12 protein-coding genes are annotated in these 13,694 nt (G+C 38.3%); 6 read left to right on the plus strand and 6 right to left on the minus strand.

The window, feature by feature from the left end; all coding sequences use genetic code 11:
- The first annotated feature begins 187 nt into the window (after window positions 1–187).
- Both namA and V7068_RS02600 read left to right on the plus strand, forming a co-directional pair.
- Window positions 188–1,201 carry an NADPH dehydrogenase NamA gene (gene namA / locus V7068_RS02595; RefSeq protein ID WP_499710860.1) on the plus strand — a complete coding sequence of 338 codons (1,014 nt, stop codon included), beginning with the start codon at window positions 188–190 and terminating at the stop codon, window positions 1,199–1,201.
- Window positions 1,202–1,421: 220 nt separating this feature from the next.
- On the plus strand, window positions 1,422–1,967 hold the full coding sequence (locus tag V7068_RS02600) for a MerR family transcriptional regulator (protein ID WP_499710861.1): 546 nt from the start codon (window positions 1,422–1,424) through the stop codon (window positions 1,965–1,967).
- A 152-nt stretch (window positions 1,968–2,119) separates the two neighbouring features.
- On the opposite strand, the gene V7068_RS02605 is transcribed toward V7068_RS02600, so the two are convergent.
- The 3 genes from V7068_RS02605 to V7068_RS02615 form a co-directional block, all read right to left on the minus strand.
- Window positions 2,120–2,914: an ABC transporter ATP-binding protein gene (locus V7068_RS02605; protein ID WP_499710862.1), complete on the minus strand. Its 795-nt coding sequence runs from the start codon at window positions 2,912–2,914 to the stop codon at window positions 2,120–2,122.
- A 1-nt stretch (window position 2,915) separates the two neighbouring features.
- Entirely contained in the window at window positions 2,916–3,914 is a 999-nt protein-coding gene (locus V7068_RS02610; RefSeq protein WP_499710863.1) for an ABC transporter permease, read from the minus strand.
- A gap of 92 nt (window positions 3,915–4,006) precedes the next feature.
- The gene (locus V7068_RS02615) at window positions 4,007–5,005 is read right to left on the minus strand and encodes an ABC transporter substrate-binding protein (RefSeq protein ID WP_499710865.1); all 999 of its coding nucleotides are present in this window, start codon (window positions 5,003–5,005) and stop codon (window positions 4,007–4,009) included.
- Between the two features lie 249 nt (window positions 5,006–5,254).
- Between V7068_RS02615 and V7068_RS02620 the strand changes: the two genes are divergently transcribed.
- The 3 genes from V7068_RS02620 to V7068_RS02630 all read left to right on the plus strand — a co-directional run bounded on the left by V7068_RS02620 (window position 5,255) and on the right by V7068_RS02630 (window position 9,774).
- Window positions 5,255–7,042 carry a LytS/YhcK type 5TM receptor domain-containing protein gene (locus V7068_RS02620; RefSeq protein ID WP_499710867.1) on the plus strand — a complete coding sequence of 596 codons (1,788 nt, stop codon included), beginning with the start codon at window positions 5,255–5,257 and terminating at the stop codon, window positions 7,040–7,042.
- Window positions 7,017–7,754, plus strand: coding sequence for a LytR/AlgR family response regulator transcription factor (locus V7068_RS02625; RefSeq protein ID WP_127761258.1), 738 nt, complete (start codon window positions 7,017–7,019; stop codon window positions 7,752–7,754). The genes V7068_RS02620 and V7068_RS02625 overlap by 26 nt, the downstream gene beginning before the upstream one ends.
- A gap of 214 nt (window positions 7,755–7,968) precedes the next feature.
- On the plus strand, window positions 7,969–9,774 hold the full coding sequence (locus V7068_RS02630) for a carbon starvation CstA family protein (protein ID WP_499710868.1): 1,806 nt from the start codon (window positions 7,969–7,971) through the stop codon (window positions 9,772–9,774).
- 121 nt (window positions 9,775–9,895) lie between these two features.
- Here the strand turns inward: V7068_RS02630 and V7068_RS02635 are convergent, their stop codons facing one another.
- Both V7068_RS02635 and rnz read right to left on the minus strand, forming a co-directional pair.
- Window positions 9,896–10,714, minus strand: coding sequence for a squalene/phytoene synthase family protein (locus V7068_RS02635; protein WP_499710869.1), 819 nt, complete (start codon window positions 10,712–10,714; stop codon window positions 9,896–9,898).
- A gap of 22 nt (window positions 10,715–10,736) precedes the next feature.
- Window positions 10,737–11,669, minus strand: coding sequence for a ribonuclease Z (gene rnz / locus V7068_RS02640; RefSeq protein ID WP_499710870.1), 933 nt, complete (start codon window positions 11,667–11,669; stop codon window positions 10,737–10,739).
- Window positions 11,670–11,926: 257 nt separating this feature from the next.
- On the opposite strand from rnz, the gene zwf reads away from it, so the two are divergent.
- Window positions 11,927–13,432: a glucose-6-phosphate dehydrogenase gene (gene zwf / locus V7068_RS02645; protein ID WP_499710871.1), complete on the plus strand. Its 1,506-nt coding sequence runs from the start codon at window positions 11,927–11,929 to the stop codon at window positions 13,430–13,432.
- A 34-nt stretch (window positions 13,433–13,466) separates the two neighbouring features.
- On the opposite strand, the gene V7068_RS02650 is transcribed toward zwf, so the two are convergent.
- A complete protein-coding gene (locus tag V7068_RS02650) occupies window positions 13,467–13,628 on the minus strand; it encodes a hypothetical protein (protein WP_499710872.1) in 162 nt (53 codons plus the stop codon).
- Between the last annotated feature and the right edge of the window lie 66 nt (window positions 13,629–13,694).

A 13,694-nucleotide genomic window follows, 5' to 3' on the forward strand; every position in this document is an offset into this window, starting at 1 on the left:
CCTCGAGGGGCTAGGAGCCGCAACTAGATGAGGGCAGTTGTCCCCACCTATCTTCTTTGACTCCTTCTAAACTTGAGGTGGGGGTCCTACTGCCCGTTAAGTGTGGGATAAATCGAATGTTTAGCTAATTATTTTTTAAATTGCTATACTAGATTTCATATTTAAGGAAATAAGGAGTGAGATTAACATGAATACTAGGCTTTTTTCCACTTATACAATCAAAGGTGTAACCTTTAAAAATCGAATTGTTATGGCACCGATGTGTATGTATTCTAGTCAGGAAGATGGCCACGTTAAAAACTGGCATGTAACGCATTATACAAGCCGAGCAGTTGGTGGTGCAGGTTTAATTATTCTAGAAGCAACAGCGGTTGATCCTCAAGGTCGGATTTCCGTTAATGACTTAGGCATTTGGAATGATGAACAGCTGCCAGGACTGTCACAGCTCGTATCAATGATGAAAGAGCAAGGAGCAAAAACAGGCATTCAACTCGCTCACGCAGGTCGAAAAGCAACAGTACCAGGCAACATCTACGCACCGTCACCCATTGCTTTTAATGAGACGTATAAACAGCCCCAAGAAATGAAACAAGCTGATATTGAAAAAACAATCCTCGCCTTTCAACAAGCAGCAGCACGAGCAAAAAAAGCAGGATTTGATGTCATTGAACTACATGCCGCTCATGGTTACTTACTAAATGAATTTCTCTCACCGCTAAGCAACAAACGAAATGATGAATACGGCGGCTCTAGTAAAAATCGTTATAAAATCGTGAAAGAAGTCATCGCTGCAGTAAAGCAAGTATGGGAAGGTCCACTATTTGTACGTATTTCTGCTCATGATTATCAAGAAGGCGGCATGACAGCAGAGCAGTATATCGAAATAAGTAAATGGATGAAGGAAGATGGAGTCGACTTAATTGATGTAAGTTCTGGAGCTGTTGTGCCCGCTTCTATTCCTGTCTATCCAGGCTACCAAGTACCGTTCAGTGAAACGATCAAATACGGAGCCTCTATTGCTGCGGGAGCAGTTGGTTTAATTACAACTGGCATCCAAGCGGAAGAAATTTTACAAAACGAGCGCGCCGATCTTATTTTTATCGGTCGTGAACTGTTACGCGACCCTTATTGGCCAAGAAACGCGGCAAAAGAACTTCGCTATGAAATAGAAGCACCTACGCCATACAAGCGCGGCTGGTAAAGAAGCTTATTTAGGACGAATTCATAGTGAAACAACTACTCAAAAGCAAAATCCCATCATACAGCGGGATTTTGCTCTGTCTCAATAAAACTCCTCGAAAAACCACTTTCTTTAGCGAAAGAATACTAGTTTTGTCACCCTGAAAGGAATTAACTATCAAAGCTAGAATTCTTCTTATTAACTATAGCGGCCTGTAAATATTAATGAGGAGGAGAATACTATGAATACAAATGAAGTGTCTAAATTATTAGGTGTTTCTCCTAAAACCGTTCTTCGTTGGATTACACAATTAAGCCTAGAGATTGAACGAACTCCCCTTAAGCATTATCGATTTTCAGAAGAAGATGTAGCTTTACTCCAGCAGGTTCAGGAACAACTGAAAAATGGTACCCCTCTGCAAAACATAAAAATCCATGAAAAAAAAGTACGAAAGGCAAAAGCAGCAAACAAACCACCTAAAGATGAAGGTAAAATGTATGAGAAGCTAGTAGAGAGAATTGAACATCTTGAACGGAAATTATCAACAAAAGCAGATGATGTCGTTTCATACCAAATCTTACAACATCGAAACGAGATTGAAGAGTTACAAAGCGTTGTTTGCGAGCTAACTCAACAAATCGAAACGCTCCAAAGCAAACTAGAAGTAGCCTCACAAGCCGACTGCTTTCTTGCCTTCGACGAAGCAGCTTCAACAGAAAAATCAAAGAAAAAGCCATTTTTCAGCACTCTTTTTCGCTCCTCCAAAAAAGAAGCACAAACAAACTAATTATATACAGTGAAACTTGCATCAGCGGGGATTTTCTTCATCCCCCACCTATCTTCTTTGCTTCCTCATAAGCTTTAGGCGGGAGTCTTACTGCCCGTTAAGTGTGAAACAAAAAGTGCCTACTCTCAAGGAATAGGCACTTTTTTATATGATTAGGCTAAAACTGCTCGGTCATTATTCATTTTTTCACCTTTAATACGTTGGAACTCATTCAATAATTTTTCAACAGTTAACGCCTGTTTTTCTTCTCCTCTTGCTTCAAAAATAATTTGTCCTTTGTCCATCATGATTAAGGAGTCACCTAAATCAATTGCTTGCTGCATATTGTGTGTGACCATTAATGTTGTCAATTTGCTTTGTTCAACAATTTCCTTAGTCAATTGTGTTACAAGTTCTGCACGAGAAGGATCAAGTGCTGCTGTATGTTCGTCTAGAAGCAAAATTTTTGGGTTAGTAAAGGTCGCCATAAGGAGCGATAGCGCTTGACGCTCCCCGCCGGATAATAAACCAACCTTCGCTGTCATTCGATTTTCTAAACCTAGATGAAGCGTTTCTAAACTTTCTTTGAAAAATGCTTTTCGTTTATTCGTTACGCCAAAACGTAAACCACGGCCATTTGTTCGACCATATGCAATGGCCATATTCTCTTCAATCGTCATATGCGGAGCTGTTCCAGCCATCGGATCTTGGAATACACGGCCAATGAGTTTAGCTCGCTGGTGTTCTTCTACTCCAGATACCTTTTGACCATCAATAAGAACTTCCCCTGCATCCGGAAGAATCTTTCCAGATACCATGTTCATTAACGTCGATTTTCCTGCACCGTTACTGCCGATCACTGTAACAAACTCACCTTTTTTTAATTGAAGTTGAAGGTTTTGCAGAGCGAGCTTCTCATCCGGTGTTCCTTCATTAAATACCTTATAAATTCCATTCAGATGAAGCATCTTATTTCCCCTCCTCCAATGATTTATGATCAAATTGCAATTCCATTAGACGTTTTTTCTTTCGTGCTTTTACTTTCCGACCTTCCGTAATAAGAGGTAACAGAAGTGCTCCAATTACAATAAGAGCGGTAATTAATTTTACATCCCCTGTTTGTAAGAAGTCTACACGAAGCGCTAGTGTAACAACAAAGTGATAAATAAGTGAACCACCAATTACAGCAAGCGTTGCTCTGACAATCGTTTTCGCACCGAAGATTGCTTCACCGATAATAACAGAGGCAAGACCAATAACAATCATCCCTATTCCCATTCCAATATCACTAAAGCCATTATATTGAGCAATAAGGGCACCTGAAAATGCAACAAGTGCATTACTAATTGCTAAGCCAAGTACTTTCATATTCCCAGTATGGGCGGAGAAACTTTTTACCATCGCTTCATTGTCACCGGTTGCACGAATAGCTAAACCAATTTCTGTTTTTAAAAAGACAGACATCCCTGCTTGGATAAGAACCGTAATCAATAACATCATCAGTAAAATAGACCATGTTTTTGGTAAACTGCCTCCTAAACCAATCGCCGTTAATAAGCCATTTAATACATCATCCATTCCTGTTTTTGCCCACGCATCTTGAATATTCGTTAATAAAGTCGTTTGCGAAAGCAACGGAATAGTTGAAGTACCCATAATTCGTAAGTTAATTGAATAAAGAGCAATCATAACTAAGATTCCCGATAAAAGAGGATTTACTTTCCCTTTTGTATGCAGTAAGCCCGTTAATATACCTGCAAGAAAACCAGCTCCTAACGCTGCTAATGTAGCAATAATCGGCGAATAACCATTCACAATCATAATCGCTGCTACAGAAGCACCCGTAACGAAGCTTCCTTCTACTGTCAAATCAGGAAAATCCAGAATCCTAAACGTTAAATAAACACCGAGCGCCATAATGGCATAAATCATTCCAGATTCAAATGAATTGAATACGGCTGTAAACATATTTTTCTTCCTTCCTAAAGTTAAAATAAAAGGGTCCCAAGATCAAAACATAAGGGACCCTAGATAAACAATGAACTAAAAAGAGGTTGAGCTTACTTTACTAGCTCTGCTTCTTTCTTCCATTCATCTTTAATTTCAACGCCCATTTCTTTGGCAGCTGTTTCATTGATTACGAGTTTTAAATTTTGTGGATAGCTAACTGGAATGTCTCCTGGTTTTTTACCATCTTTCAAAATTTCCACCGCTTTTTCTCCAGCTTCAAAACCGATATCATAATAGCTGAAACCGTAAGCAGCAAACCCGCCGCGTTTTACCGAATCTAACTCTCCTACGAATAATGGAATATCCTTATCGTTCGCTACACCTACAACCGATTCTAATGCTGAAACAACTGTGTTATCTGTCACAATATAGAATACATCCACTTTCCCAATTAAAGACTCTGCTGCTTTTTTTACATCTGCAGAAGTAGAAACAGAAGCTTCCGACACTTTAACTCCTAATTTTTTCGCTTCAGCCTTCACATTGTCTACTTGTACAATTGAGTTTTTCTCCCCAGCGTTATACACTGTTCCAATCGTTTTAGCACCAAGTTCTTCTGCAATAAATTTCACCGTATTTGCGATTGCATCTGGATGAGAATCTGTTGTACCTGTTACATTAGCACCTGGCTTTTCTAAAGATGTCACAAGTTCGGCTTCAATTGGATCTGTTACAGATGTAAACACAATTGGAATATCACTTGTTGCATTTTTAGCACCTAATGCACTTGGAGTCGAGTTCGCAAAAATTAAATCCACTTCATCACTTACGAAATTTTTGGCAATTGTTTGATTATTACTTTGATCATTTTGTGCGTTTTGAACATCAAACTCCACATTAAGGTCGCTTTCTTTTAAAGCATCTTGGAATCCTTTCGTCGCCTCATCTAAAGAGGCATGCTGCACAATTTGTGTAACCCCAACTTGATAAGTTTTTTCACCGTTGTCCCCTTTCTTTGTATCTTCACTGCTTGAACCGCTGCCACAGCCAGCTAATAACGCACTCGTTACAAGTGTAATTGCTGCAGCTGAGTATAATTTCTTCTTCATGTTTCTCCCCCTCTTTTTCGATAATGAAAAATTCTTCAATTCAGTACTGTTATGCGTTTTTGCTTTTATGTATTAAATTATAAGCGCTTCCACGCAATTATTTCAATATATTTTTATTCTTTTTAAAATTTTCTATATATTAGGAAAGTTAAAGTTCAGAAAAAATTCATACCCTCATGACGAGTATTCGACAAATTTCCTATTTCTAGTATAAGATAAATTCAATGCTGCATATAAGGATGGATTGCAATGTTCAATTTAGTATCATTAATGTTAGAAAAAGTAGGAATCATTGTCATTGTAGCTTTTTTACTTTCACAAATGAAGTCCTTTCGCCATATTGTTCACGGTGAACGCAACGTAACAGAGCGAATATGGCTCATTGTTCTTTTTGGAACATTTGGAGTGATTAGTAATTATACAGGGATAGAAATTCATCACGATACAATTCACAAAGTAGATTGGATTACGGAGGTTAATCCCGATAATGCGATTGCCAATACGAGAGTAATGGGAGTAGTCATTGGCGGCCTAATAGGTGGCCCAATAGTCGGAATTGGTGCTGGTATGCTTGCAGGAGTTCACCGTTTAACATTAGGAGGTTTTACAGCTGTTGCTTGTGCAATCTCTACCCTTTTAGCTGGAGTTGCAGCTGGGTATTACGGGAAGAAACGACGGAAGGGCAGGAAAAAAATTACTCCCCTCTATGCCGTCAAAATTGGCATGATTTTAGAAGCTGTACAAATGCTCATTATTGTAATCGTCGCCAAACCATTTGAACAAGCAGCAAAACTAGTTGAAATAATTAGTATACCAATGATTCTTGTTAATGGTTTTGGAACATTGCTTTTTATGCTCATTATTCAATCAATGATGAGAGATGAAGAACGAGCACGCGCTAATCAAACAAATCAAGCCTTTCATATTGCCGATCAAACATTACCTTATTTCCGTCAAGGACTCAATCCAAGTTCCTGTCAACAAATTTCAGAGATTATGTTGCAACTGACTGATGCAGATGCTGTAGCGATTACAGATGACCGTCAAATTTTATCTCATGTTGGCGCAGGCTCTGATCATCATATTCTAAGCACGGAGCTTGCTACAGGATTAACGAAAGAAGTATTGGAAAGCGGAAGGGTTGCTATTGCACAAGTGAAAGAAGAAATTTATTGTTTTCAAAAAGAGTGCCCCTTGCAGGCCGCAATTGTTCTACCTTTAAAAGTACAAAATAAAACCGTAGGTACTTTAAAAATGTACTTTACCGACCTTGCTAAATTAGATCAAGTACACAAAGAATTAGCAGAAGGTCTTGCTAACTTATTTTCTACCCAACTAGAACTGGCAGAGGCCGAACAACAAACAAAATTATTAAAAGACGCAGAAATTAAAGCATTGCAAGCGCAAATTCATCCACATTTTTTGTTTAATAGCATCAACACCATTTCAGTACTATGCCGAACAGATGTAGAAAAAGCAAGAAAGCTATTAATTGAGCTTAGTTCATTCTTTCGCAGTAATTTACAAGGGGCTAGGCAAATGATGATTCCATTAGAAAAGGAAATCGAACATGTAAAAGCCTATTTATCGTTAGAGCAAGCCAGATTTCCGGATGTTTATCACCTCTCTCTCCATATAGAACCTGGGCTTAATCAAGTGTTGGTTCCACCATTTACTTTACAGCCCTTAGTTGAAAATGCAATTAACCATGCTTTTATTCGAAAAAATCATAATAAAGGAACTATCTTAATAGATATTTCTTCACAAAACGAAATGATACACATTATTGTCCAAGATAATGGAAAAGGAATCGAAGAAGAAAGAAGAAGAGAACTTGGTCACCGAACCGTCAGCTCTAAAAAGGGAACGGGTACAGCTTTATTTAATATTCACGAACGTTTAATGGGTATTTATAACGGGCAAGCACAATTAACTATTCAGAGTGAACTAAATGTAGGTACGAAAATTATTATTTCTATTCCTCTTCATAGTAAAGGAGTTTTTGAACAACATGTTACGAGCATACATAGTAGATGATGAACCGTTAGCACGAGATGAATTAAAGTACTTGCTCATTTGCAGCAAACAAGTAGAAATTGTAGGAGAAGCAGATTGTTTAGAGAAAGCGATGGCAGACATCCCTGTCCAAGAACCCGATCTTGTTTTTCTCGATATTGAATTAGCTGAAGATAATGGATTGCAATTAGCCAAACAGCTTCATGCTCTGAAAAAGACCCCTGCTATCGTATTTGCAACAGCGTATGACGAATATGCGCTCGAAGCTTTTGAACTAAACGCACTCGATTATTTATTAAAACCGTTTGATGAACAGCGTATGTACCAAATGTTAGATAAAATTACAAAACTGCAGAAAATAGGTAAACAAGACATCCAGCCTTCTTCTAACGTTCCAATCAATAAAACAGGCAAAATAGCTATCCTTGTAGAAGAGCGCATCCTATTACTTGATGCTGCATCTATTCTATTTGTTGAATCAAGTGAAGGAAAATGTATGATTAAAACAAAGGATGACGTATTTAAAGTAAGCGAAGCGCTTGTTGCGCTAGAGAAAAAACTACAGGATCATTCATTTATGCGCGTACATCGCAGCTATATCGTCAACATCCATTACATTTCTGAAATACAACCTTGGTTTAACTCAACCTACAACCTCATTATGAATGACGGTTCTAACGTTCCTGTTAGTCGAACCTACATAAAAGAGCTAAAGCAGCTATTACAATTTTGAACTGGTATCTCTTGTTGTCCAAAATCGTTATATAACAATATAGCAAAATGTTAACACCAGAAGAACACTAAATTTTCAGTTTATTATATTGTATCTCATCCCGCATTTTCTGTAATTAAACATGAAATTTTGGTATTTCAACTGAAAAAGCCACCTGTTTTCACTTTCTTTTAGTATGATTACTGTACTATAACAGAATGTGGAGGTCATGAAAATGAATGCGGTTTCTATAGTCATTGGTTCCATTTGTATATTATTAATTGTCTACCGCTTATACGGTACATTTATGGCAGCTAAAGTATTAAAGCTAGATGATTCTAAACCTACTCCTTCTCATAAACTAGAAGATGGTAAAGATTATGTACCAACTAATAAATGGGTAACGTTTGGTCATCATTTCGCGGCAATTGCAGCTGCAGGTCCATTGGTTGGACCCATTTTAGCAGCACAGTTCGGATATTTACCTGGTTTACTTTGGTTACTAATTGGGGCAGTCATTGGCGGGGCCGTTCACGATATGGTCGTTCTATTTGCTTCTATGCGTCGAGACGGAAAGTCACTATCTGAAGTAGCTAAAGAAGAACTTGGTCCTGTAGCAGGATTTTGTACAGGTCTTGCGATGTTGTTTATTATTACCATCACAATGGCGGGACTGTCTTTAGTTATATTACATGCACTAGAAAACAACCCATGGGGTACATTTGTTGTCGGTATTACCATTCCAATCGCAATGGGTGTTGGTCTCTATCATAAAAAGACTGGCAATCTAAAAGCCGCAACAATCGTTGGGTTTGGTCTAATTATCGCAGCTATTCTTTTCGGACCAAATCTTCAAGGCACAGCACTTGGTAATCTATTAACACTGGAAGCAAGTACAATTGCTATTCTTTTACCAATCTACGCATTTTTCGCAGCAGCCTTGCCTGTTTGGTTATTGCTTGCTCCACGTGACTATTTAAGTACATTTATGAAAATCGGGGTTTTCGCCGCTTTAATTGTTGGGGTATTCTATGTAAACCCATCTGTTCAGTTTCCAGCGTTGACAGACTTTATTAACGGCGGCGGTCCAATCGTTGCTGGTCCGGTTTGGCCATTTATCTCGATTACCATTGCTTGTGGAGCAATCTCAGGATTCCATGCATTCGTTGGTTCTGGAACAACTCCTAAAATGATTAATCGTTGGAGTGATATTAAAGGCGTTGCGTTCGGTGCCATGCTTGTTGAATGTTTAGTAGCCATTATGGCTTTAATTGCTGCAGTATCATTACAGCCAGGAGACTATTTCGCTATCAACTCCGCTCCTGAAAAATTTGCAACACTCGGAATGGAAACGGTGCATTTAGATGAGTTAAGCGATGAAATCGGCATGGATCTTGAAGGAAGAACGGGCGGTGCTGTAACACTTGCCGTTGGAATGACTTATATTTTTACCGAAATACCAGTTTTCGAAAAATTAGCGTCATACTTCTTCCAATTCGTTATTTTATTTGAAGCAGTCTTTATCTTAACGGCCATTGATTCAGGAACTCGTGTAGCTCGTTATCTTATTCAAGACTTCTTCGGTGATTTTTATAAACCATTAAAAAATACAGAGTCATTATTTTCAAATATAGTCGCTAGTGCGCTAGCATGCTTCATTTGGGGATACCTCCTGTATTCTGGTGACATCAGTTCTATCTGGGCACTATTTGGTGTATCCAACCAATTAATGGCTTCCATTGGCTTAATTGTTGGGGCAACTGTTATTTTAAAAATCGCAGACAAACGTTGGTATATGCTAACTTGTCTAGTCCCGCTAGCTTACTTATATGTAACGGTCAATGTGGCGGGATATTGGATGATTAAAAATGTATACTGGAATGCAGAAAGTACAGGTTTTAGCGTATTAAACGGCACATTATCTATCATTATGCTTATCCTTGGAGTGATTATTCTCCTTACATCTATTAAAAAATGGATTGAGCTTTGTAAAATACCTCAACACATTCTAGTAGAACAATCGAAAAAAGAAATAGCATAATAAAAGCGCAAGGCGCCTGCCTATCGGCTCGAGCTAGACATCAAAACATATCGAAAATTTTATACTTTCTTATCTTTTAATAAAAACCCGGAAAGCTATTGAAGCTTTCCGGGTTTTTGATTTACTGATCGACAACGTGCTTTACAATTTTCGTTACTTCCGCTCGGTTAATCTTCTCTTTTCCCTCTTTTAAAGCGACTAGTGTGGCTTTCGCTAATTCTAAAGGAATTTTACAAAAATGCAAAATATCCTTCGCTTGAATCGTTTGGCAATATTTTTCTGCCATTGCTAAATTTTTCTCTGTGTGAGCAAGCATCTCAGCGAACCCCCATCCTTTTGGGAAAAACTGAACACCACGCTCCGCATCTTCATCACGATTACGTAAAATATTAACCGTTTGCAAACCGCGGCCAAAGGCAATTGCTTGTTCACGATTTGTCTCTGTCCCATCATACCATTTCCAAATATCTGAGAGCATTACACCGACTAAACCAGCAACATAATACGTATAATCATCTAAATCAGCTTCTGTTTCAATTTCCCACTTTTTACCAACCCATTTTGCCATTCCTTCAGCCATTTCTATGGTAGACTCTAACACCTTATCTAATGCACCCGGTGGACAATACGCAATCCAATCCGACAAAAACAACGTCACCTCAGGTAAATCTTTTTTAAACGGAGTAAAAAGTGCTTCAATTCTTGCTGCGCTGTGACCTTCTTGTAGCAATTTAGCGACAGATTGTAATAGAAAAATTTTCGTATCAGCAGGAAGCTTCGAATCATCTTCAATTTCATCAATGGCACGCATGCACAAATAAGCTGAACCAATCGCTTCTTGTAATCCAGATGGTAAGTGACTAATCGGAATAAAAAAAGTCCGACTCGTTGTTAATAAAAAATCCATCGCTTTTTTATGTAATAGGTTTTGCTCCATCATATCTCTTCACTCCTTTTATACTCTATTTCTCTATATATAGAGGAATCTTCACTTGTAAAAAGTCCTCTGCAACAATTGTATTTGGGAAAATAGCTGCGCTTTCTTGACGAAGCTGTTCCACTTCATTTGCTGTGTAGCGCGAACTAATATGTGTCAAAATAAGATGTTTGGCATCCGCTGTTTTCGCTACTTGAGCAGCTTGTACCGTCGTCGAATGAAAGTAAGCTTTAGCCATCTCTTCTTCATCCGCTGCAAAGGTCGATTCATGAATAACGTAATCCGCATCAACAGCTAAACGAACTGCATTTTCACACATTCTCGTATCTCCAAGAATCGCAATGATTCTCCCTTTTTGTGCTTCTCCTAAATAATCGGTCCCATCTAGTAAACGGCCATCCTCTAACTGCACACGTTCTCCTTTTTTCAACGCTTTAAAAATCGGTCCAGGTTTCACACCTTCTCTTTTTAATTTATCGACAAGTAAACTGCCCGGACGATCTTGTTCAATAATGCGGTAGCCTACACAATAAATACCATGATCAAGGGGAAGCGCATAAACGGTAAATTGCTCGTCCTTAAATACCATTCCTTCTTCAATTTCAATAATCTCGAGCGGATACTTTAAATGAGTCGTACTTACAGCAAGACTCGTTCGAACAAAATCAGCAATTCCCTTTGGTCCGTAAATCGTTAATTTTTCCGTTCCACCTTGAAATGAACGACTGCCAAGCAGCCCTGGCAAGCCAAAAATATGATCTCCATGTAAATGCGTAATAAAAATCTTTTCAATCTTGCGAGGTTTTATGGCTGTTTTTAAAATTTGATGTTGAGTAGCTTCTCCACAATCAAACAGCCATACCGTTCCTCGTTCTTCTAATAGTTGAAGGGCAATTGATGTTACATTACGCGCCTTTGCCGGAACACCAGCACCCGTTCCTAAAAACATAAAATCCACTTTTTTACCTCCGATTATCCTCATTATATTAACTATAGCATAATTGCAAGCAAACGTGCCGCATACAAAGCTTTGATAATTTTAACGAACGAAACGATTGCTTTTTAGGGAATGCTAAACGTAAAATGAAAAACACAATTCCAACACTCCAACAGGAAAAAGGTCTGTTAATCGAACAATTTTAAACTCATTATAGCCAACAATCAACCACGTTCTATCACATAGCCTAGTGAAAAAGGAAAGTTGAGGTATTGACCGTGTCAGAAAGTAAGAAACCTACTGCATTAATCATGATTTTTGGAGCAACAGGCGATCTAGCCAAACGAAAACTATTTCCTTCTCTCTATCAATTATATACCAAAAATAAACTACAGAATTTCGCCGTTATTGGTGTCGCGCGGCGTCCATTAACAACCGAACAATTTCAAGAAAACGTCAAAGATTCTGTCATGACGTTCGCAAACGTCGATTATCGTATAGAAGCATTTATCTCTCATTTTCACTACCATTGCCATGATGTTACAAGTTCGCAATCTTACATTGAATTAAAACAGCTTGCATCCCAAATCAACAATCAATATAAGCTGAAAGGAAATTGTATTTTCTACTTAGCTATGGCACCAGAGTTTTTTGGTACAATTACAAATCAACTCAAAACACAAGGTTTAACGAACATAGAAGGCTACAAACGCCTCGTAATAGAAAAACCATTTGGAACAAACTTTGAAACAGCGAAAGCACTAAATGAACAAATTCGTACGGTGTTTCAAGAAGAAGAAATTTATCGAATTGATCATTATTTAGGAAAAGAGATGGTTCAAAATATTGAAGTGATTCGCTTCTCTAATGCCTTATTTGAACCGCTATGGAATAACCGATACATTTCTAATATTCAAATTACATCCAGCGAAACGCTAGGTGTAGAGGAACGAGGTCGCTATTACGAAAACAGCGGGGCACTGCGCGACATGGTTCAAAACCATATGATGCAAATGGTCGCCCTGCTTGCTATGGAGCCTCCCATCTCCTTAACGTCAGAAGAAATTCGCAGCGAAAAAGTTCGATTACTTCGTTCATTACGACCTATGAGTCAAGAAGAGGTGAACACCTATTTTGTTCGCGGCCAATATGCGCAAGGTATAATCCATGGCGAGACTGTACCTGCTTATCGAGAAGAAGCAAATGTAAGCATCGACTCCAATACTGAAACATATGTAGCGGGTAAGCTCATGATTGACAACTTCCGCTGGGTCGGGGTACCATTCTACATTCAAACAGGAAAAAGGATGAATCGTAAATCAACGAAAATTGTCGTCCAATTTAAAGATATGCCAATGAATCTATACTATCAGGCAGAACAAAAGTTGACACCAAACTTACTAGTCATCCATATTCAACCGAAAGAAGGCATTACACTATTACTAAATGTTAAAAAATCGGGCACGACAACAGAAACAAAATCCGTCAGATTACAAATAGCAAATGAAGGTACAGATCATATTAATACACCAGAAGCTTACGAGAAACTATTATTAGATAGCATGCGTGGAGATGCAACAAACTTTACGCATTGGGATGAAGTCGCTTTATCATGGAAATTTATTGATACGATTTCTGAAGTCTGGAAAAAGACAAAGGATGAAAGCTTCCCGAATTATCCGGCTGGTTCCTCTGGTCCACCAACAGCTGATACTTTATTAGCTCATGACGGACATATTTGGTGGCCTATAGAAAAAATCGAGCAAGAAGACCAAGAGAACTAAACAAGGATGCTAGACTGTAGCATCCTCGTTTTATTTATACAGCTTTCTTTTTTAGAAACTTCAATTGAATATTTTTGAAGAATAACTTGTTTTCTGCCTTCTCTTGCTTTGTACCTGAATTAATCCAGAGTGAAACAGATGTCTCTATTACGACCAAAGAGATAAATACGGATAGAACAAGCCAAACAATAAACATTATGCTATCCTCCCCTCACTTCCCTTTATCTAATAATTCAGAATATTATTTTCATTTATTATACAC

Source organism: Bacillus sp. JJ634 (genome assembly GCF_036962285.1).
In the GTDB taxonomy this organism is placed as follows: Bacteria; Bacillota; Bacilli; order Bacillales; family DSM-1321; genus Peribacillus; species Peribacillus asahii_A.

Excerpts from the sequence above, each read along its gene's own strand:
- namA (WP_499710860.1), top strand. The coding sequence starts at position 188 with ATGAATACTAGGCTTTTTTCCACTTATACAATCAAAGGTGTAACCTTT.
- V7068_RS02605 (WP_499710862.1), bottom strand. The coding sequence starts at position 2,914 with ATGCTTCATCTGAATGGAATTTATAAGGTATTTAATGAAGGAACACCG.
- V7068_RS02630 (WP_499710868.1), top strand. The coding sequence starts at position 7,969 with ATGAATGCGGTTTCTATAGTCATTGGTTCCATTTGTATATTATTAATT.
- V7068_RS02635 (WP_499710869.1), bottom strand. The coding sequence starts at position 10,714 with ATGATGGAGCAAAACCTATTACATAAAAAAGCGATGGATTTTTTATTA.
- V7068_RS02615 (WP_499710865.1), bottom strand. The coding sequence starts at position 5,005 with ATGAAGAAGAAATTATACTCAGCTGCAGCAATTACACTTGTAACGAGT.
- V7068_RS02600 (WP_499710861.1), top strand. The coding sequence starts at position 1,422 with ATGAATACAAATGAAGTGTCTAAATTATTAGGTGTTTCTCCTAAAACC.
- V7068_RS02620 (WP_499710867.1), top strand. The coding sequence starts at position 5,255 with ATGTTCAATTTAGTATCATTAATGTTAGAAAAAGTAGGAATCATTGTC.
- V7068_RS02625 (WP_127761258.1), top strand. The coding sequence starts at position 7,017 with ATGTTACGAGCATACATAGTAGATGATGAACCGTTAGCACGAGATGAA.
- V7068_RS02650 (WP_499710872.1), bottom strand. The coding sequence starts at position 13,628 with ATGTTTATTGTTTGGCTTGTTCTATCCGTATTTATCTCTTTGGTCGTA.
- V7068_RS02610 (WP_499710863.1), bottom strand. The coding sequence starts at position 3,914 with ATGTTTACAGCCGTATTCAATTCATTTGAATCTGGAATGATTTATGCC.